Consider the following 20568-nt stretch of genomic DNA (forward strand, 5'->3'; position numbering starts at 1 on the left):
AAAACTAAACAGGCAGGTCTCTACCATTATATGAGTTATATTTAGATGGTATTGGATTAAAAAAGCGATCAAAATCAATAATTGTGTTTTTATTATAAACTTAGCCTACTTCACTAATTTAAGCTCGGAATCCTTTTTTCTACCAATAATATGATAAACATAATCTATTAATTCTTCCGAATTAGTGGCCTTATACTCTAATGCACTCCTCAAGAAGGACGGTTGCTCAACTTCAATTGAATCATCATAAGGTTCAGAAACACGCCAACCCTTTCTCGCAATAGTTTGTCTTAAAAACAACGCTTGCTGATCAGTTATTAAACCAATCTGACATCCACGATAAATCATCGCTTGTATAGAAACTTTCCAATGACGTTTTAGGCTCACCAGATATTCCATGTTCGTTGCGGCCATATCCATTGCTAATCCTTCCGCTGGCATCAATAACGCTCCTGCAAAATGATTTGCCTCCGCCTCAATAAACTTATGGTTAGCCTTTTTTGATACTTCTGATTGAGGATAATGTGAATGTAATAATATATGTCCTAATTCATGAGCTAAATCAAATCGAATTCTAACACTAGGCCTTCTTGAAGTATTAACAGTGATATAGAAATGATTATCTAGTTGATCGGTTAATGCATCAATATGCTCTGATGATAAATCAGAAAACTGAACCCGTATTCCCAGTCGCTCCACGAGTAAAGTCACATTTCTAATAGGCCCTACACCAAATTTAAAATGCTTTCGAACACTGGTTGCCATATCTTCAATATATTGTTCATCTAACATTTCAACATGATTACTTTTGTTGGCAAAATCAGGCAGTTGACCATGCCCAACTCTTAATTCAGTACTAAGTAACTGATCAACAATAGAAAACCACTTGGTTTGCCTTTCTGCCTGAACATATTTTTTCTTAGGAACTTTTTGTAACTTCCGATAAAAAGTCGCCCCTGTATTTTCAGGAATACTAACGTCGTTTAGAAAAAAAGTATGTTCCACATTAAAAAAGTTTGCTAATCTAATAATCTGTTCAAAGTTAGGACGCCTGTCACCATGCTCAAACTGAGAGATGTACTGAACACTCAAAAAAGTACTTTCTGCTACTTGTTTTAGAGTTACATCATTCAATTCCCTTAAATATAATAACTTTTTAGGGTTAAATCCCCTAGACATGGATATAACTGCCATAAATGATCATCCTTACTTATGTTCTTCCATGAAGTCCTGGAAATCCGAAAGATTAAAATTACGTAAATCCTCAGCCGCTGTCCGTGTATCATCTGCCTCCGATTTAGGAAGCAATTGAATTTGTCCCAATAACGATAATTGACCTAACCATCCATTTTGAGCAGCAGGTTTACCAACAACTGCAAATAGGGGCGTTTCCGAACGATAGCCATGATTTATTTCACAGTAATAAGCAAAATCTGGTTCCACAATAAATTGATGTGTATCATCATTTGGAAATAAATTCAATGAAGACTGAAATGGTAAATCTAGTTCCTCACGAAATTTTGCATGCCTACTTCTTTTCCCGGCACAACTGGTTTGATTAACCGTAAAAATGCATTTTCCATCTAACGACTTCAACTTTAAGTACTTCAATGCGATATTATTTGTCTGTTCAAGACTCCACTTTAGCGGAATTAACTGTTTATTGCAAGCTTGCATTAAAGCATATTCCACTGCCATATTTTTAATTTCTGGAATGAGTTTACTAGCTCGTTCCATTTTCAAAAATAAAGGTATTTTACTGCTCTGCATAAAGTCATTACAGCTTTGATAACCTACCTGAATAACATTACCTAAAATAACACGCTGTACCATCGAAAATTCTTTCATCAACAATTGTTGCGCCGAAACTTTTTGAATTGTGAATGTTTCATCTGATTCCATCATTAATCATTCCGTTCTTTATTAGTTTCCTATATATTACAACTTTTATACGGTTTTTTCAACAAATTGTGCAATACGTGCAATAATAGTTATTTTAACTAATTTTATTAATTGATTTAATCATTAAAAGGCGAACAAAAAAAGCGCCCGCACCTCATCAGAGATACGAGCGTCATTTGAAGCTATACTATTAAATTTCAGAGAAAAGCCCCCAGGATGATGTGCGTTTGACACCGTTACTAGTGCCACTGGCTAGATAGCCGTACTTACCATTGCCACGCGGCTGACGCAACCAGACATACCCATTGTGATGGCTAAACGCGTCGTACTCAATTGTTGAGCCCGATTTAAGCGTAGCAATCAATGAGGACGTTGTTTTTGCACCATAACGCAGGTTGATATCTTGTGCCAGCTTGAATTTACCTTTTTCGTTGTACCAGGTATCACCCAGTGCGTCCTTCCAGCCCTTGGCAACTGTTTCCTTTTTGGAAATAGTTGGTTTAGCTGCCGGTTTCGGTACTGGTTTAGCAGCGGCCTTTTTGCCAGGATTAGCAATTTTCTTCCAACCAGCTGCATCAACAGCGGCAATTTCACGATCCAATACACCGCCAGATGATGTAAATTGCCATAAAGTGTATGACTTCCATGGACTGATATTGTAATTAAATCCAGGAACGTTCCAATTGGCACGATTATCAGGATAGCCGGCGAACCATAGCCCACATTTAGCTGCTAATCTTGTATTTTGATCGACGCCCTCGTCTCCGGTATACAGCAATGGCCATACGCCAGTTAAGTCGTGAATTCTGCTCATAAACCGTTCACACCAAGTTGTGCTTCCCCATGCAGAATTTTGGAACTCCTCCCAGTCTAGACACGGAACAGCCTCATAGAAGTAGTTCTTAGCATTTGCGTAAAAATAATTAGCTTCAGCAACAGGATCGCCACCGCCGGCGTAATGGTAAAAACCTAATAGCCGTTTCTTCGATTTAGCTAATTGATACTGTGGATCGCCATCAGGATTGACATAGCCGGTTCCTTGAGAGACTTTAACAATTACACCATCTACGCCATCCATCCCGGCAGTTGCGATGGAATTGTTTGATGACACATCAATGAATTTTAAACCCATTATTTTGCCCCCTTATCTGTAATACCAGTTGTTGTTGGATCAGCAATAATACCTAGAATCACCAACACGCCGAATACCGCATTAATGATGCCCAAAAGTTGTTTGCTCAAAATAACAATATCAAGCTTATACCCAAACGGCACCGCGATAACTTGCAACAACAACAGCACTGCTGGCACTAATGCTACCCAAAACGTTTTGTTTTTGACTCGTGCTTTCCAATCCATTATTCAGCCTCCTTGTTCCGTTGATTAAACAATGTTTTAAATTTTTCATCGTGACGATCTAACAATCTATCGTGTGTTTCTAATCGCCTTTCATGTTCATCCAGTCTCTCATCAATGTGGGAGATGCGATCATCCTGATGCTTCAGCGTGTCAGTTAAATTCTTGATGCTACGGACCATATCAGCCGTAGCAAGCTTAAACACAAATCCGATAAAAGCACCGGTGACTCCCGCCATCGTACAAAGAGAACCAATCTCTTGAAAGGTATAGCCCAAAATCATATGTGGCCCCAATCACCTCATCTTCTTTCGTACAAAATAAAAACACTCCGCTAAGAGTGCTTATCAATAGTATTCTGTTTTATCCAAGTTTCACGAATTAAAATCGTACTACCGTTTAATATTTTTCTATTGTTTATAAAACTAATTTTGCCATCTTCAACACTTACCGTTACCCATTCATTTGATGTTTGAACAAAAGCTGGATAGATTCCATTTATATCAAAATCGTTCAAATTATTAGGTATGATGGCAAAATCTCCAAAAATTAAACGATCTTCATTAGTAACTATTTCAATGTTCAATTTCAAAATTGAAAGTTCTACAAAATTATATTGTAATACGCTACATAATGTTTTTCCCAACCATTCACGAAAACAGTTGGAATATCAGTTATTTTTGCTTTTAGTTCATTAACTTTAAATTGAAACTCATTTTATATCTTAAACAAGAAATAAAACAGCTAAAACTAAAAACCCCATCGCAAAAAAGAAAATACTGAAAATTTTCCAAAACGCACCCATTGATTACACTCCCTTACTATGCACTGTAAACGCCACCCGTTAGATCTTGGAAATCAGCAGTAGTAATATAACCCGCCTGAACAAACACCTTTAAATTGTCGTTTGTGTAAAGCCCTAATTTGTAATAGTTTTTAACCATATCTGCCATTATTTTGTACCTCCATTAATTTGTGATGTTGCGGTGGCTAGTAGTAATTGAGCGTTAGCTTTGTCTTGATCAGTTTTATTTTGCGCCACTACCAAGGCTAATTGGGCTAGCGCCTGCTGGTCTGCACTTGGTTTTGGAGCCTCTTCTGGGTGTGCCTTGATATAAGCCTCGTAGTCAGCTTTTTGTTGTGTTTCCCAGTCAGCTTGCGGCGTTCCTACCCAAGTGCCGTTAGAAAACTTGATCGGTTGATACAACCCATCAGTTGGCTGTAACGTAGTTTCGCCTTCTTGTACTTGGTATCCATCATCTACCAACTTAGACCCAGTAAATACGAATGTGCTTGGATCATACATATATACTGCTGTTTGTGTCATTTTTTTACTACCTTCTTTCTAAAGTTTGGTGCAAATGTAAGCTGAATCCAAATAAACATTATCTGACATGCTTGCTGGTGCCCCCATTGGCCACACTGACAGCGAACCATCCGATGCAAAATCAACACGAATAGCCACGTTAGAGCCGCCAAATGTCCACCGCCCGAGAACTGATCCAACATAATAATTAACATCATCAATAAAATTTGTCATATTTGTCGGGAGCTTGCACACTGCCGTTGGTGTCGAGAAATTTTTAACGCCCTTGATATATCCTTTTAGCCAAAACATTACTACTGGCCCAAAGCTAAGCACCCTATACTCAACAGGATCAACAGCATCTTTTGTAAACCCATTTAAATACGTCACACCAGCCGATTGCCAACCGGTATCTGTGATAATGTTATCTGCCATAAAATTATTGATTGGTGTTTGCCAATCAGGTTGTCCTTTTACAATTTCGTATTTTGTCATTTTTAGCACTCCTTAGTTAGGAATGCCAGATTGCTACCAAGTAACGGAATAATTGATTTCCAGTCCACCAGCTCCAAAGGCACCAGTATCTCGTGTAGCTCGATTTTGAAAGCTAAATTCACCCGTTGCTGGGTCAATACCAACAGCCACCTGTAAGTCACTCCAGGCTTGTGCGTAGCGTTCATATTGCTGAATCAACCCTGTATATCCTTTAAATAGGCTAACGGGAATACTAGCGAATGTAATTTTTTGGCTCTTCACTAAGGCTGGATTTTTAATCCATCCAGCAAATTGGATAGTTCGCTGTGAGCCTTGATCTACGGTGCGATAGTGCAATGCATTTGCTGTGTCGCTATCTGGCCCAAAGCCATTTGTATACGTGATGCCTGTTGTACTCCATGGACTAACAACAATTGCATTTTTGGCTGCAAAATCGTTAATTGGTTTTTGCCAATCTGGCATTCCTTTTGTAATTAAATCTGCCATCAAAAAAGCCCCCCTTCATTTTGAAAGGAAGCTAAAACCGTGTCATCAGAGGGCGCTAGCTCCCCCCCCCAGAATTTCTAAATTAATTTTGCGATTTGTCATTATTTTACCTCCTAAATTTTAAATGCCGAATCAACTGTGAATCCTGTAACTGCCGACCCTTTAGCCTCAATTGCCAATCCATAAGATCCCGATGTGATATAAGCAAAGCTGCCATCGACACTAACTTCCGGATTATCGACCATAGAAAAACCGCTAAATAATTTTTTAGCGGCCTCTGAATCAATATAAATATTAATAGATGTTGGCGTTAGCCGCTCAGCTCGCACGGGAATGTCGTAAACTGTTGAACCACCGCCAATGTCAATATTTGCTTGTGCAACACCAGCGCCATACTGATAAATGTATGCATGGATAGTTGGGTAAATATTGTCACTATCTGCCAATGTCATGCGCCCGACTTTAAGGGTTGTCAACACATGCATATTTGCAATTATATTTGCGATTTTATCTATCCAGCCTTGCATCATTGGGATAGTCACAATCTGATCTGACTTGATTTCTGCCGTTAAAACTTGCAGTTGCGTTTGCAAATTGGTGACGGTGTTTTCAATAGATTTATAATCACTCGTCCATTTGTCAAAGGCATCGCCAATAGTCTTTTCCCATTTTGTCTTAATTGCTAAAATATCAGCATCAGCATCTGTATATTTCTTATAGTATTGCTCCAAAATATCGTCCAATGGAGAAATATACGTGCTTGGCACAATTCCAGAAATAACCATATCTGATAGCACGGTCATATCGAATTCAAGAGTTGTAACACTTTGGCCGTCCTTCATAAGCCGGAAAAATGCTTGCTTATAACTGCCAGCCGTGGCAAATGCCTGCTTTGGGAAATCAAATCGAAACTGTCCATTAACCGGGTCTACTGCAATGCCATGCTTGGAATCATAAATACGGTGTGTTCCATCTGGCGTGAATCCTTCAAAAATATAATTAAATCCCGTTAGGTTATAAACAGTGCCATCGCTATTAAGCACATTAACCAATACCTGTCGTAAGCCTTCTTCATATTGACGGCCTTGCACCCACAGATTATCTTGAGAGCCAGACCAATTAAGCACATGATCTGACGTAATAGAATCGCTTGGGCCAACCAGGCTACGCTTATCCTTTCCAATGCGATAAGTTAACACTTCCATTCTTTAAAGCCCCCTTTCTTTTAATGCTGCTTCAACTTTGGCTTCAATTGTTGGCTCATCAGTACCCAAAGTAACGCGCTGAATCATCGCTTTAAGATCGGTAATATCTTGCTTGGTCGCAAGATTGCTAAGATCATTCTTCTTTGCATAGTCAGTAAGATAGCCTGGATTGTCGCAATAATCTTCTAGCCATTTAAAATTTTCAATGAGTTCTTTTCTGAAATCACGGTCAAGTGCATTTGAAAAATCGTCAGTGTGTAGTTTTAACATTATTTGACCCCCCTTACCACGTAGTCATTAGCTCCCAAGCCGACCAGGCTGTGTCGGACGTGCCAACACGGATAAGCACAACCGGACGCGTTTGATTAATCAACTTGGCTGTCTGAAATACTGATCCGCCACTAGAATCACTCCAAGGAGTCTCAGTTGTCAAACTACAATAAGTACCAAGTGTTTGACCAGATGGCATTAGCGCTTGTGTAATCCCAATAGCAGCTGTCTGTTTAAATTCAGTGACAACTTTTTTAGGGTTATTAGTATGATACCAGCCAGGCAATTGATTAGTTGATCGCGTATCTAAGATTTGGCTAACTGCATCTTTACCGGCCGGACCCTGCGGACCAGTGGCTCCGGTTGGTCCTTGAGGTCCAACTGCACCAGTGTCACCTTTAGCGCCCTTCAGGCTAGCCAGCCACTGGGTTTCCGTACCATTAAAGCCATTATCAACGGCTAAATCATACGCTGATTTGCCATCAGCACCATTTTTTCCGGCCGCACCAGGCTCACCCTGTAATGTCGGTATTAAATCCTTGATTGCATTGAAGATAAATGGTCCGTGAGTACTGACAAAATTTTGTAGTGACTCCGTGTAATGCAAAATCGCAGTGTCGTCAGCAATTGTAAAAGCAAATGCTGGGTTATTCGACTTGTCCGGATACTGGACTACCTTCGTCATCGATTTCACCTACTTCCCACATATTTGCATTCATACTTTGAAGCAAATTAATTTGTTGTTGTAATTGAGTAGCCTGTTTGTTGATAATCTTCAAAACGTTATCACTGGCCTTATTAGACTTTAGTCTTGCAATTGTAGCGGCAAAATTTCCAATAACATTGCCAATTGTTACCTGCGGAGTCTTACTAGTTCCAGGAAAAAGCACCATAGCTGTAATCCGAGACTCTACATCTAATCCTGACCGAGATCGAATAAAACCACTATTGCCTACAGATACACTCTCATTAAATCTTGAACCAATTGAACCTTTTCTAAACTGGTGGTAATCCATACTCAATTGTAATAGTGGGTAATCTTGTAGCTTAGTCTTTGCTTCGGTCAATAATTGATTTTTATCAGTACAGTTTTCATTACTATATTCTTCGGCAGCAATTTCTGGATATCCATATTGCTTAACTGCCGGGGATTCATAATCAACATCGATTGTGGGTTTCTGTGTTTTATCGTCTGTTTTACCGTCAGCATGAATGGTCGTCGTGATTGTTGTATCATCGTAATGCCGTGTAATTGGTCCTACATTTGCGCCTTCCAAGAAAACAAATGATTTTGTTTTTCCAATTTTATGGTAAATGTCGATATGATAATTACTGAAAGCATACTCAACATCAAACGCGCCAGGGATAGTGTTTGACAGTATATCTAATGCAGTACCTGTTACAGCATCTGAAAAGTAGTGTGAGTGATTGCCGTAATCATCGTGAATCGTATACGTAAATTTTGTATTCTCCACTAACTTTTTCATCATGTCATCCAATTTCAATGTCACTGTCTGATTGGTATCATCTTTCGTATTATTCGAGAAATCATTTTTGATACGTTTAAATGCTAGATCATGCAAAACGCTCAACGCTGTAATTTGGCAGGTCTGAATATTCCCAATTTTCACATATGAATGATCTGTTTCCCGATACCATTCACCATCCAATTGAAATAGGCAGAGTTCACTAATCATCGAAAATCCAGTTAAGTTTTCTGGCCATTCATAGGCAGTAAACTGTAGCTGAGTCGGTTGCATTAGATCAACGTTCAATTGCTGACTGCCATTTTTAATCAGCGGCGCCTCATTGCCTAACAAATCCTTAATCACAATCAATTTACATCCCTCCTATCCGTTGTAATAAAAACGGGTATCAATCGAGACGTCACAGTCCCCTTGATACCCGCTTAACTTAAATGTATTCCAGCCTTTAGCCAGATCAATCATGGCATGATTACCATTGGCAAAATCCGGCGTATTGTTCAGCAGTGGCCATGCACCAAATAACTCAAACGTGTCGTCAATAGCCGCATTGTAGACAAACGTCTGGCTCGTCGTTGTGTTTTCAATTGTTAACTTACTAGCCTTGCCTTTAAAAGTAATATGCACCGGTCGCTCCTCGGCCAGTAATGGAATACTGCTAGGATTCAGCACCTTAAACGTTGCTTGATTGTGCCAACTGTACGGTAGTGCCACATTATCAGGTAGGCCCATACCAAAACCCCACCCAGTGTTACTACCATCAAAAGCATTCAACGATGTGGCCGCTGTTTCAGCGTAGCCATCATTGCAGATTAGATTAAAACTAATGTCACCACCCATATAAAAATTGTCGTAAAAGCCAAACGGCTGCTGTTCGGCTTTAACCTTCCAGCGCAAAGCTAACTGCCGGCAATCGTAAATATAGAACGGATCCATGCTACTAAAAACTTCAAAAAAAGCCCGACGTTGCAAAATCACGTCATAACGATCTTCTGCGAAAACGTCCAGCTTAAATGGTATTTGTAAGGCACCAACTGTGGTCCCTGTATCAACGACGCCATAAGTTCCAATGGCCTCACTGGTGTGTTGATAATTGGCACTAGGGGGCTCAAATTGGATCACGCGCATGCCTAATTTGTTTAAGTCGTAGGTTATCCCATCAGACCGTTGCACGATTACTGTTCCCATTATCATCACCACCCATTTCTTGTTTGTTGGATTCGTACTGACTTATTCAATAATAACTGCATCTTCGGAAACGTTTCACTAGCAATCACACCACTATCCAACGTCATATTGACCGTTACATCGCCGGATAAAGCTTCACTAAACGCATTCAGTGCACTGGTCAGCTTATCCGTCACAGCTTGGCCAGTTGCTGAATTACTTGATGTGTTGCTACTATTTGTTACACCAGTTGGCGCTGTCGCTTGTACTGCGCGAAATCCGGAAGCCGCTTCCGGTGTTACCGTGCTAATCACAGTACCAGTCGGATCTACTTCGGCCCCAGGTAATTTCAACTGAGGCACGGCCGCCGGCTGAACTTGTTGCATGCGCTCCAGTAGCCCATTGGTCAAACTAATCGCTGATGGTCGCCAAGGGTTAATGACAAATTCGTCTTGCCCAGGCACTTCACCAATCAACGCCTGTGTTGGTCGAGTCACATGCATCCCTTCAGCCATTCGCCGATGTCCAGTTGGTCCCCAACCATGGTAGGCAATGTCGCTACGCCAATTACTATCGTTAAAGAAAGCTTTGAGCGCTGACATAGGGTCCATACTGTTACCACCAACTGAATAAGCACGGAAGGTTGAATCTTTAAACTGTAGAATCCCTTTGGCAGGGCCAGTACCATCATGATCATCAATTCCATACTGGCTAACCCCACCAGATTCGCCTTGAATCAAGCGCTGAATCCGTGCAATGTCGCTCGACGTGACATGAACGTGCATTGCTTCGGCAGCCTCTTTGATCATGCTCTCGTTGTACTTGCCACCTTTTGAACCATCATTCAGTTCTTTAATGCGCCGCAAACCGGCAAATGGCAAGTTATTATGCAACGCTGAATAACCCACACCGGTAGCGGGGTCCCGCGCGGCAAAAGTCTTGTTGCCACCAATAAACATGGCCACGTGCTCAATCCCACCAGGTCCGTAAAATGCTAAGTCCCCAGTCTTGGCCTCTTTTTCAGAGATAGATTGTGAGCGGGCGAATTGCGCGCCAGAAAAGTGAGGATAGGTGACCCCAACCTGTTTCAAGGCCCACATAATCAGGCCGGAACAGTCAAATGAGTTTGGCCCCGTGGCACCCCAAACATACGGTTTACCTTCCTGAGCCTTGACCTTTCTAACAAATTCACCACGTGAACCAGAACCGCTGGAACCCTCAGACATCAGTAAGTCAATCAGCGTCTTTAGCCAATTTGTTTGTTTCTTTTCAAATCCCTTAGCTGCCTGTCCATTTGCTGTACCTGCAGAACCTGAAAAATCACTCATATTAAATGATTTATCGACAAACTTATTCCAGTTTTCAAATGGATGTGTCATGAACTTGTAGGCATCCCCAAATAAATTGGTGATCCAGTCTATTACACTTGCACCAGTTCCTTTCGCGTAAAGTGGCATGCCAACCTTGCCCATCATATCTGATATTTGTTTCGTTTGAGATCCAGAGAACACACGTGCACCTTCAGGTAGTTGTGTCATCGTTGGAATAGATGGCGACATTGCCAATGCACCATTACCGTAGTCAATTAATTCAGGCATATACCCATCACCAACAATCGCCGTTTCCGGAGCTGATAAAGTACCAACGGTTCCGTGGGCATAACCGCCAAATGCGCCACCGAATCCTGAAACGCGTCCTGATTTGGTTGAAACGGTATTATTAGAAACATTACCTTTTCCGCCTAGCTTATTAGATAGATCATTCGATGTTTTGATGCCTTCGTTATAGTTGGAGTTCACACCCGCAACAATTGCTCCTGCTATATTGATTGGTAAGTAACTGTAATCATAAATCCCTTGTCCGTATCTTTTAGACGTTGTACTACCGTGTTGATGAGGTTCATCAGTCGGCGTTAATGCATGTGCTGCATTGTTTCTAACAGTGGTTGCATTACCAGAAGCTAACCCATTTTCAGCTAAAATACCGGCACTAAAATCACTACCATGTTTCTTACCATGGCTATAGGGTTGACCATCTGGTGTTAGATGTTGTGTAGCTGCATTGCGAACGGTATCTGCTGCACCTTGTGCTTCACCTTTTTTACTCTTCATCCCACTATTATAGCTATCAATGGAACTCTTACCTGATTTACTGTTATCGCCTTTAAGTTGTTTTTTGATGAGATCTGTTAGAGCCTTATCAAATTGGCTTACTGATATTTTTCCGGATTCTAATCCTTTAACCAAGCTGGCAATGTTAACCTTACCAACACCTTTTAAGTTGACCGTGGCCTTAGTTCCAACCATTTTTGAAATAGTGGCCATTGCTGACTGCGCTTCTGGCAAACCGGCCTTTAGGCCATTGGCTAAAGTTGTAATATTCGCTTTACCAAGTTTCGTCAAATCGGTTTTAAAGATTTTCTCAAACTGCGGTCCATATTTCTTTTTCAACTCTTCAGGTTGGATTGACCCATTTTGCAGGCCATCGTGAATTGACTTCAATTCGGACTTGCTTAGGGACGATAAATCGTCTGGAAAGATTTTAGTAACATCCTTGCCGTACTTCTTCTGTAAATCAGCGGTGCTGATTGTGCCATTACGCAAGCCATCTTGTAAAGTTTTAATTTCTTGCTTGCTCAACGAAGACAGATCACTAGGAAATAAATCATAAATAGCATCCCCAAATCGGTTCTTTAAAACTTTGAGAGAGACCGTTCCAGATTCCAAGCCAGACTTTAGGGTCGCAATTTCTTGGTCACTGGCTTTAGACAAGTCTTTAGGGAACAGGCTTAAAATCTGGTTGCCAAATACTGGTTTCAATTGGGCTAAAGTAACAACCCCTGCATTTAAGCCAGCTTTCAATTGAGCAATACCAGACTTGCCAATATCTTTTAACTTGTCATTTTCACCTTGCCAGCCTTGTAGCTGCGATTCAAAATAAACCTTTGCTTCTTCATAGCCCGTTTGAGAACCGGAACTAAAATCATTCCAAAAGTCTTGAGCTGTCTTGGTACCGTACTTACCGAGATCAACCTTTTGAGTAGCATTGGTAATATCAAGACCCCACTGTTTTGCAATTTGAGTGGGATTACCAACTGTTCCATTTTTTAAGCCTTTAATAAAGGAATCGTGGATGCCGGCAGCTGCTTTGCTAACTTCAGACCCAGTTTTTGTCATTTGAGCAGCTAAGTTATCCGCATCAACCTTTGCCTGGGCTTCAGCGGCTATATCAGTAAGCCCCATTTGTTGGTAGGCTTTCTTTTGATCAGTTTGAAACTGTTCTAGTTGCTTTTTGATCGTACCGTGGGCTTTTTCTTGGTCTTCAATGTATTTGGCGTTGTCCTTTTTGTGATTTTCAATCCACTCGGCCGCACTAACCTCGCTTTGAGTAACGTCATCCCAGTAAAGCTTTTCCTTCTTACCATTTGCATCGGTAATTTCACGGGTAAATTCATCATCCATAGACTTATGCAGTCGCAGACTCTCTTTACCGTTGTTATTGTAATGATCGTAAATAGACTTTTGTGTGTTGACCCATTCCAGGCCAGCCTTTGTTTCCTGTTCATTACGCTTAGCATCTAATAAAGATTTGGCTTGATTATATTGTTCATCAGTAATTTCCTGGTTTTTACGGGCGTCTTTTAATGTCTTGAGTTGACTGCTGTAACTTTTTTTAGCCGCAGCAGTCGTATCATTATATGAATCTTTTGACTTCTTCAAGTCAGCTTTTAGCATTTTTTCGGTCAAATCACCATGCTGATCAGCGTAGGCTTGCTGTAGTTTCAACTGGTCTTTGTAAGCCAATCCGAATACAGAAGTCTCTTGATCAATGGTGTTTTCAGCATCTTGCAGTTGCGTCTTCTGTTCATTGGTCAGTTTGCTGAAATCACCACCAACTGATGCAAGCAAATCCGACATCATTTTCTTAGCCTTTTGCAACTTAGAAACGGTGTTATTAGTTTGTGCATTCATTGAAGTTGTGACATTGGATAGCCATGCAGACCCAGCAGGTCCAAATGATGCGGCCAATTCATTAAGCGCTGTTTGGCCTTTTGTTTTGGTCTCTTCAAACTTAGCAATCACTTTGTCTGCCATCTGACCGTATTTACTAACAACATCAGCAGAAATCTTTTGTGACTGACTAACTGTAGCAGTATCTAGCTGCGCCATATCATTAACGGCCGTTTGATGTAAATCATTGTATGACTTAATGGCCTTTTGTGAGCTGGCACTAATATCAACGCCGAATTCATCAACTGACTTCTTCGTCTTTTCGACAGCAGCCTCATGCTTTTGCGCCGACTTGTATAATTCATAGCCGGCAATTGAAACACCACCAATGGCCAAAACCGCAGGTGCAGCCGCTAACGCTAATGACCCTAATCCAGAAACTGCTGCGCTAAACGAACCACCTAACCCCAATAGTTCAGGTGTTGCACCAGCGGCGCCTTCAGCCACTTCTCCAATGGCACCAGCTGCTTTAGGCGCTGACTTTAGACCTACATTTTCAAGCAAAGCTGCTAACGGTGTTCCGGCAGTAGTAGCTCCTTTGAAGCCTGGGCTCAATTGTGCTAACCAAGTTAACAGTTTAGGCCCATTTTCAATTAGCCCATCCATAGTAACTGTCAGCTTACTCGTCATTGACAAAACAGGCCCCATTGCGGCAGCTGTTAAGGCCGCGTTGATAATCATCTTCTGGGTGCCTTTATCCAGACTGTTGAACCAATCAACCAGCTTCTTAGCATCATTCAATAGATCAGTGGCTAGCGGTAGCAGCTGCTGACCGGCATCAATTGCTAACACATGCAGTGACTGTTGAAATTTATCCACATTGGCCTTAGCTGTGTTGTTCATAGTGTCAGCCAGTTTCTTTGTGTATCCAGTAGCGCCTTTAGTTTGCGCAGTTAAATCACGCAACTTGTCGCCACCTTCTTGAATTAAGATGTTCATTCCAGCCTGAGCTTCGGCACCAAAAGCCTGTGATAAAGCGGCCTGCCGATTTTCAGCCGTCCAGCCCTTGGTATTGTTCTTAATCTTGTCCAACATATCAGGCAACGTCAGTGTGCCTTTCTTAAAATCTTCAACGCTAACGCCCATTTTCTTGAAGGCCGCTGTGTTCTGTGCGGTTGGATTCATTAATTGATCTAATGCACCACGTAACGCAGTCCCAGCTTTCTGGCCTTCAATCCCTTGGTTAGACATTAAGCCAATGGCCGCAGAAGTTTGTTCCAGGCTCATATTCAAGCCATGCGCTACTGGCCCAACGTATTCCATGGCTTCACCCATGTCACCGAAGCCTGCTGACGTTTTGTTAGCCACATAGCTTAAACTGTCGGTTACTCGCTGCGTGTTCTGAATCATTTTGGCCGTATTATTCGACTTCAGACCAAACTGTTCTAGCGTGGCGGTGGAAACCTTCATCACTGAATTAAAGTCTTCTCCGGAAGCTTTAGACGCATTGAGGATTGACCCCATAGCGCCTAATACTTGGTTGTAAGAATAACCTTTCTTCAGTAATTCGGTCATCCCGTTGTTGATGTTCGTGGTGGAAATACCATATTCAGTGGACCACTTCTTGCTGGCCGCACCTAAGCTATCCAGCTGCTTGCTCATTTGAGCTGCACTGGTATGCCCATCATCAAGCAATGCACCCATGGCCTTGATCTGGCTATCGAAATCAATAAAGGCTTTAGTAGCCGCGCCGGCGGCTGTGACGATTGGCACTGTCATGGTCATGGTGGCCTTAGAGCCAACTTCACCCATCTTGGTGCCAACGTCCTTCATCCGCGTACCTAACAGCGTTACCTTGTCAGCGGCCATTGCCATTTCTGGCGATAATCCACCAACTGCCTTTTCAAGGTTTCTGGATTCGGCTACCAGTTTAGTTTGTTCCGATACAAGTTCCGCATACTTACCTTTAGCTTTTGCCACCGCTTGGGACTCTGCACCATGCTCTTCGGTGAGTTTGACAATGGTTGATTGTTGTTCTTTCATCTTGGCACTGTTTAAGGTTAATTCCGTGCGCAAACTAGCCAGCTTGGTAACTTGGCTAGATAATCTAAGCCCCAGCGTTTCTTGAGCGGTAGCAACGTTTCGATAAGCCGTAACCTGTGAGGTAAGTTCAGTACGCGTTTTGGCCAATGCCTGGGCTTGCTTTTCAGTGCTATTGGTATTGCGTTGCCCCTGATCACCTTCACCTTTTTCAGCATCAGTTAATTTTTTGGTGCTGTCAGTAGCGGTCTTAGACTCATCGCCTAGTTTCTTAGTGGCGTCAGCTTGTTTCTTGGTGCTATCCGCGCCTTTTTTAGCCTGATTTGCTTGTTGCTCCTCGTTATCGGCTAACTTCTTGGTCGCTTCGGCGACGTCTTCTGTTTGACTAGCGGACTTCTTAGACTCATCCCCAGATTTCTTAGTCGCCTCAGTTTGTTTCTTTTCTGCTTCGGTTAACTTCTCCGTAGATTCAGTAGCCTCTTTGGACTTCTCACCTAACTCATCAAGTCCCTTGCCAGCGCCAGAGCTGGTGGTGTTGCCAATCTTCTCAAAGGCTTTAGCTAAATCATTAGCGCCCTTCAGCGCATCCTTAGTCAACGCCTCAACCTTGATTGTTACAACGTTATCTTCTGCCATGTCTTACTCACCTCCTAATAGCGTCCGGCTTCACGGAGCTCCTTAATCTTCAACATCTTATGTGGCATATCCAAAGGCGCCACGATTGCGCCAACTTCAGCGTCCGTTAGCTTACCTTCCTTTTTCAACGGATCCAAGCTGTACAGCAACTTCATCTGTCGGATATAGTCCTGGTACTTCTTGGTCTGTCGCTTGGCATCATCACTGGCGTCATCCGGCGCATCTTTAGGAATGTCCATCACCCGATAATTGACCACCTTCCGGAAAAAAGTATCGTCATTCAAACCGTCCAACATGGCATTAAAGGCCTGCCACGTTAACGCATCTGTCTTTAAGTCAATCTGATATTGTTGCAAAAAGGCGGCATAAATTAAACCAGCGTCCTGATCAAAGTCGAATACCTGTTTTTTACTAGGCATTAACTCTGATCGACGCTGGTCATTATTGGTATAAATATAAGTGCTGAATATCAGTTGTAACAATGCATCTTGATCCAGCAATGAAAGCTGACTAGTTGAATCTGTAACTAGCATTTTTAGCGCTAATTCGAGCTTTTCTGGTACGGTTAGGCCCTTATCACGCATTAAGCTAAAGTATTCCAACACCAGCCGATAATCCAGGTCAAGATGGTACAGCTGGCCCTTATAAGTAATTGTGTCATCGTCTAGTGCTGTGAGATTCATCATTATCAGTCCTTACTTGTTATTGTCGCGCTGCTTTTCAGATTCTTGTTCTTCCTTTACCGCCTTGAGCTTAGCAATTTTACTGAGATATGCAGTTCGATGATCCGTAATATTCGTTTGATTTTTCAGTTGAATCACAATTTCAGTGACCAACTTAGCTAGGGCATTAGTGGATTGATGCAGCTGGTTAAATAGTTTTGTTCCGGAACCAGCACCAAAGGCCTTATCCAAAAATGGTGAGTAGTGTTGAATAGCGTATTCATTGGCCTCTTTCTCAGCCTGATAGATGGCCTGCCGGCACTTATTATCCAACTCATGAGAGTCTTTCATCATCTCCTGATACGGATAAGCATTGGTTTCAGCATCCCCATTTTGTACCGCTTCTTCAGCCTTAATGGCCCGCTGATGCAGGTCATCCTTTTGCTTGGTGAGCTGAGCAGCCATTTCAGCCATTTTCTGTTGGTTAGCAATTTCGTTACTTTCAATGATCTGTAAGTCGCCAGTAACACTGGCCATACTCTTATCAGCCAGTGACATGGTGTAGATTTGACCACCGATGTTGAATTTAATGCGTGTTGCAGGTACTTCTAATTTAATGGGTTGCATGGTTGATTCCTCCTAGATTGTTATTGTGGTGCTATGTATTGGCCGGTCACCCGGCCTAGCTAGTGCTTATGTGTTATGTGTTACTACTTAGAGGCGTCGGAAGTTACAGTAGCGCCATCATCAGTTGGTGCTGCATTGACTTTATCAGGATCTTCAGGTGGTGTATTGACTGTAAAGCCAGGCACATCCACCATCGCTGATTCCTCTTTAGTATCAGCGTCGTAGCGTGAAATCTGGTAATCACCGGCGGCTACGACCGTCCCAGCTGTTAGGCCAGTAATTGTAACCGTTGTATCATCCCCAGTAAACGCTACATCAGTTGTACCTTTCTTATAAATCCGTAAAACTTTTGCCATAATAATGACTTCCTTTCGTATTCAACCAAATAACTACTTAGCAGTAACAATGGCCCCTTCATCGGTTGGTGCTGCCTGCACGTCCGTTGGGGCTACTGTTTTGGGTCCGTTTTAGTATCTCCAGTGGTGCCTGTACTGTCGGCTGGTGGATTAGACCCATCATTGCTTTGAGTCACACTTGGATCGGGTATTGAGCTACCTACCGATTGCATAGCGGCAACAGCAGTCATGCCTAAACGACCTTGCAATTCTTTAAGTGTTGCAGGACGGCTGTTAGCAACATCACCATCAAGAGAAGCAGATGCTGCAGCAACCGGTTCATATGTTTTAATGGTGCCGTCTTCTTGTGGTTGACGTAATGGCACGCCTAAAATACCTGAGTTCTGACAAGGTGTCTGGGTTAGGACTTCATTAAGTCCTGCCAAATCCGTTTTGGAGTCTTGCGCTTGCAAATACGTAGCAGTCGCTTTGAAACTCCCATTATCATCGGCAGTACCACCACCATCATCAATATCACTCATGGTGGATAAGCCGCTTTCGGTAGTGGCTAAAGTCAAAGAATTATCATTGTTCTGAATATAATGATTCTTCCGGAACCACATTTCACGCTGAGAACCTACCTTAGACTTCAGTGATGCAATCAAATCTTGGGCCATACCACCGATAGAACGATCACCGGTAATGTCATAACTTTCAGTAACACCAGTTACGGTGGTTTGTTCATTACCACCACCATCTTGATAGGCAGCGGTTTTCTTTTTATCGGTGTATTTGGGTGTGACACCAGTAATCCCATCCCCGAGGTAAGCCCATAAGATTGGGTCACCAAGTTGTAGCGGCTTAAGGCCCACCCAGTATTCATCCAGAAAGTTTGGTGCAATATTCCCTCGGAAATCGACGTTATCCGTAGGGCCGTACTTTGTTTGTGTATCAACCATGTTGGTTCCTCCTAATTAATAATGATGTCGACACGAAAGACCGCACGAACCACAGAATAAATATCAGATGTGGTCTGCTGATCATCCATGTCTTGTACATTGGCCACATCGGCCGGTGTTGCAATCATTTCAGCGCGTTGAAATTGGAACGACTTGTTCCGGCTGCTAATGGCAAAGCCTGTTGCTCGTTCCATGACGGTCATCATCTGGCTAAGCGTATCCGTTGCGATTGGTTCACTGAGATGCTTGGCGTCAATCGTAAACGAATAAGAACGCTTCACACGCCCATTCAAATACCGTTGCCGACCACCAGTAGGCGACATGATATAAGTGATCGTATTGCCGTTCTCATAGACACCAGCTTTACGAATCGGTGCATACAAAGAGACGTGATCCGTTAGGTATTGCAATACCGCCTGGTCCACGTCTAACGTTTTCGTATTCAATTATGCTCACCTCACAATTGTCGCAGTTACTTGGTGATTAACGTAAGCAGCACCTGATTTACTGGCCAAAGCTACCTGGTCCCATCGTGCACTGGCATTTGGGTGATAGGTCTTGGTGTAGTTCAAGCCTTGTTCAGTCGCTACCTTCTTGACGCCCTTTTTAGCCTGCCAACCGTATGGCGTACCTACTGGATAAACCATTGTTTTGCCAGCGTAGACATAGCGAGCATAAGGACGGTCCCAATGTAAATAAACAGCATTGGTATCTTGCGTTTTAGTATGACTCTTTGCCAGGTCACCCGTTAATTGCGGCACATACTCTTCTGACACTACCAATACAGCATCCGCCGCAACATTAGCCACCGTTAAGGGATTAAACGACGCTGTAAGTGCACCAAAATCCACAGCAACATTAATGATCATTCCAGCGTCACCTCCCAATGATGTGGTTGCGTTGGGTTAAACGTATAAATCGGGACTACTTCAGATACCTTAAACGTTTGACCAGTCTCTAACCAAGTCACTGCATCTTGTAGTTGTAATGCCTGGGCTGGGTCAGAGTTAACACGATCAATAAACAACGTATGCACATTAACACTCGTGTACACATTAGTATTATTCGAAGCGTTCGCCAACACCTTCTTGGTATCCGGTTGAATCAAAACATGCTGAATCGTGATCTCATCACTGTCAGCAGTCGCCACGGCCGTCCCCGCAGGCGCATAATCGCCAGTTTGCCAGTTGGACTTCGCCAGCGATTGATACGGCTTGACCTTGATGCTATGAATCAACATCTCTAATGGCATTGCTTCAATATCATCCAAATTGTCCAACTCCTCTAAATAGCAAACCAGTATCACGCAATGCGTTGATAGCCTCTAGCGAGTTCGTGGCAGTAGCTCGGCTTGGTCGGGAGCCACTATCCTTCGAATAGCTAAACTTACCCGCAGACGCTGTTTTAATGGCCCCAGCTTGCCGGCCAAGTTCATTGATATCGCCAAGTGTGATAAAATACTCGATTTGCAAGCACAACGCCTGCTTCACAGCTTCACGGTCTGACTCGTAGCGCAAATCAGCTAATGTGTGCTGGCTAAAATAATGCTGCGTGTACTCATTCAACTTCAATTCAGCACGATATTCTAAACGGTCCCAGTCCATTTTGCCTGGATCCAGGCCGTGGAATACATTGTCGTAGTATTTACGCTCAATTAACGGCTCTGCCATTGTCATCCCTCCTTGTTA

The 20568-nt window shown here is 42.5% G+C and carries 24 protein-coding genes; all 24 read right to left on the reverse strand.

Annotated features, from left to right (window positions below; genetic code table 11):
- Positions 1–105: 105 nt before the first annotated feature.
- Positions 106–1194, reverse strand: coding sequence for an XRE family transcriptional regulator (locus FC07_RS10185; protein ID WP_057905003.1), 1089 nt, complete (start codon positions 1192–1194; stop codon positions 106–108).
- Positions 1195–1206: 12 nt separating this feature from the next.
- Positions 1207–1905, reverse strand: coding sequence for a hypothetical protein (locus FC07_RS10190; RefSeq protein ID WP_057905004.1), 699 nt, complete (start codon positions 1903–1905; stop codon positions 1207–1209).
- Between the two features lie 187 nt (positions 1906–2092).
- Positions 2093–3034: a GH25 family lysozyme gene (locus FC07_RS10195; RefSeq protein ID WP_057905005.1), complete on the reverse strand. Its 942-nt coding sequence runs from the start codon at positions 3032–3034 to the stop codon at positions 2093–2095.
- Positions 3034–3264 carry a phage holin gene (locus FC07_RS10200; protein ID WP_057905006.1) on the reverse strand — a complete coding sequence of 77 codons (231 nt, stop codon included), beginning with the start codon at positions 3262–3264 and terminating at the stop codon, positions 3034–3036. Before FC07_RS10200 ends, FC07_RS10195 begins: the two co-directional genes overlap by 1 nt.
- Positions 3261–3542, reverse strand: coding sequence for a mechanosensitive ion channel (locus FC07_RS10205; protein ID WP_155797768.1), 282 nt, complete (start codon positions 3540–3542; stop codon positions 3261–3263). The genes FC07_RS10200 and FC07_RS10205 overlap by 4 nt, the downstream gene beginning before the upstream one ends.
- 50 nt (positions 3543–3592) lie before the next feature.
- A complete protein-coding gene (locus FC07_RS15900; protein ID WP_155797769.1) occupies positions 3593–3850 on the reverse strand; it encodes a hypothetical protein in 258 nt (85 codons plus the stop codon).
- A 229-nt stretch (positions 3851–4079) separates the two neighbouring features.
- A complete protein-coding gene (locus FC07_RS15660) occupies positions 4080–4211 on the reverse strand; it encodes an XkdX family protein (protein WP_083483281.1) in 132 nt (43 codons plus the stop codon).
- Positions 4211–4585, reverse strand: coding sequence for a hypothetical protein (locus tag FC07_RS10210; RefSeq protein WP_057905008.1), 375 nt, complete (start codon positions 4583–4585; stop codon positions 4211–4213). The genes FC07_RS15660 and FC07_RS10210 overlap by 1 nt, the downstream gene beginning before the upstream one ends.
- An 18-nt stretch (positions 4586–4603) precedes the next feature.
- Entirely contained in the window at positions 4604–5059 is a 456-nt protein-coding gene (locus tag FC07_RS10215) for a hypothetical protein (protein WP_057905009.1), read from the reverse strand.
- Between the two features lie 33 nt (positions 5060–5092).
- Complete coding sequence (locus tag FC07_RS10220; RefSeq protein WP_057905010.1) at positions 5093–5545, reverse strand: hypothetical protein; 453 nt, start codon at positions 5543–5545, stop codon at positions 5093–5095.
- Positions 5546–5658: 113 nt separating this feature from the next.
- On the reverse strand, positions 5659–6750 hold the full coding sequence (locus FC07_RS10225; protein ID WP_057905011.1) for a phage baseplate upper protein: 1092 nt from the start codon (positions 6748–6750) through the stop codon (positions 5659–5661).
- A gap of 3 nt (positions 6751–6753) precedes the next feature.
- Complete coding sequence (locus FC07_RS10230) at positions 6754–7020, reverse strand: hypothetical protein (protein ID WP_057905012.1); 267 nt, start codon at positions 7018–7020, stop codon at positions 6754–6756.
- Between the two features lie 13 nt (positions 7021–7033).
- Positions 7034–7705, reverse strand: a complete 672-nt coding sequence (locus tag FC07_RS16090) for a collagen-like protein (protein ID WP_057905013.1) — start codon at positions 7703–7705, stop codon at positions 7034–7036.
- Positions 7668–8852 (reverse strand): prophage endopeptidase tail family protein, encoded by a 1185-nt coding sequence (locus tag FC07_RS10240; protein ID WP_235807500.1) that lies wholly within the window; start codon positions 8850–8852, stop codon positions 7668–7670. Before FC07_RS10240 ends, FC07_RS16090 begins: the two co-directional genes overlap by 38 nt.
- 18 nt (positions 8853–8870) lie before the next feature.
- A complete protein-coding gene (locus FC07_RS10245; RefSeq protein WP_057905015.1) occupies positions 8871–9692 on the reverse strand; it encodes a phage tail domain-containing protein in 822 nt (273 codons plus the stop codon).
- A gap of 5 nt (positions 9693–9697) precedes the next feature.
- Entirely contained in the window at positions 9698–16297 is a 6600-nt protein-coding gene (locus FC07_RS10250; RefSeq protein WP_057905016.1) for a phage tail tape measure protein, read from the reverse strand.
- Between the two features lie 14 nt (positions 16298–16311).
- The gene (locus FC07_RS10255) at positions 16312–16983 is read right to left on the reverse strand and encodes a Gp15 family bacteriophage protein (protein ID WP_057905017.1); all 672 of its coding nucleotides are present in this window, start codon (positions 16981–16983) and stop codon (positions 16312–16314) included.
- A 9-nt stretch (positions 16984–16992) separates the two neighbouring features.
- Entirely contained in the window at positions 16993–17586 is a 594-nt protein-coding gene (locus FC07_RS10260; protein ID WP_057905018.1) for a hypothetical protein, read from the reverse strand.
- Positions 17587–17669: 83 nt separating this feature from the next.
- Positions 17670–17942: a hypothetical protein gene (locus FC07_RS10265; protein ID WP_057905019.1), complete on the reverse strand. Its 273-nt coding sequence runs from the start codon at positions 17940–17942 to the stop codon at positions 17670–17672.
- Between the two features lie 92 nt (positions 17943–18034).
- On the reverse strand, positions 18035–18880 hold the full coding sequence (locus FC07_RS10270) for a phage tail tube protein (RefSeq protein ID WP_057905020.1): 846 nt from the start codon (positions 18878–18880) through the stop codon (positions 18035–18037).
- A gap of 11 nt (positions 18881–18891) precedes the next feature.
- Positions 18892–19326: a hypothetical protein gene (locus FC07_RS10275; protein ID WP_057905021.1), complete on the reverse strand. Its 435-nt coding sequence runs from the start codon at positions 19324–19326 to the stop codon at positions 18892–18894.
- Positions 19327–19332: 6 nt separating this feature from the next.
- Positions 19333–19749: a minor capsid protein gene (locus FC07_RS10280; RefSeq protein WP_057905022.1), complete on the reverse strand. Its 417-nt coding sequence runs from the start codon at positions 19747–19749 to the stop codon at positions 19333–19335.
- A complete protein-coding gene (locus tag FC07_RS10285; RefSeq protein ID WP_057905023.1) occupies positions 19746–20150 on the reverse strand; it encodes a putative minor capsid protein in 405 nt (134 codons plus the stop codon). Before FC07_RS10285 ends, FC07_RS10280 begins: the two co-directional genes overlap by 4 nt.
- A complete protein-coding gene (locus FC07_RS10290) occupies positions 20143–20550 on the reverse strand; it encodes a head-tail connector protein (protein WP_057905024.1) in 408 nt (135 codons plus the stop codon). Before FC07_RS10290 ends, FC07_RS10285 begins: the two co-directional genes overlap by 8 nt.
- Between the last annotated feature and the right edge of the window lie 18 nt (positions 20551–20568).

This window comes from Loigolactobacillus bifermentans DSM 20003, assembly GCF_001434575.1.
GTDB classification, from domain to species: Bacteria; Bacillota; Bacilli; order Lactobacillales; family Lactobacillaceae; genus Loigolactobacillus; species Loigolactobacillus bifermentans.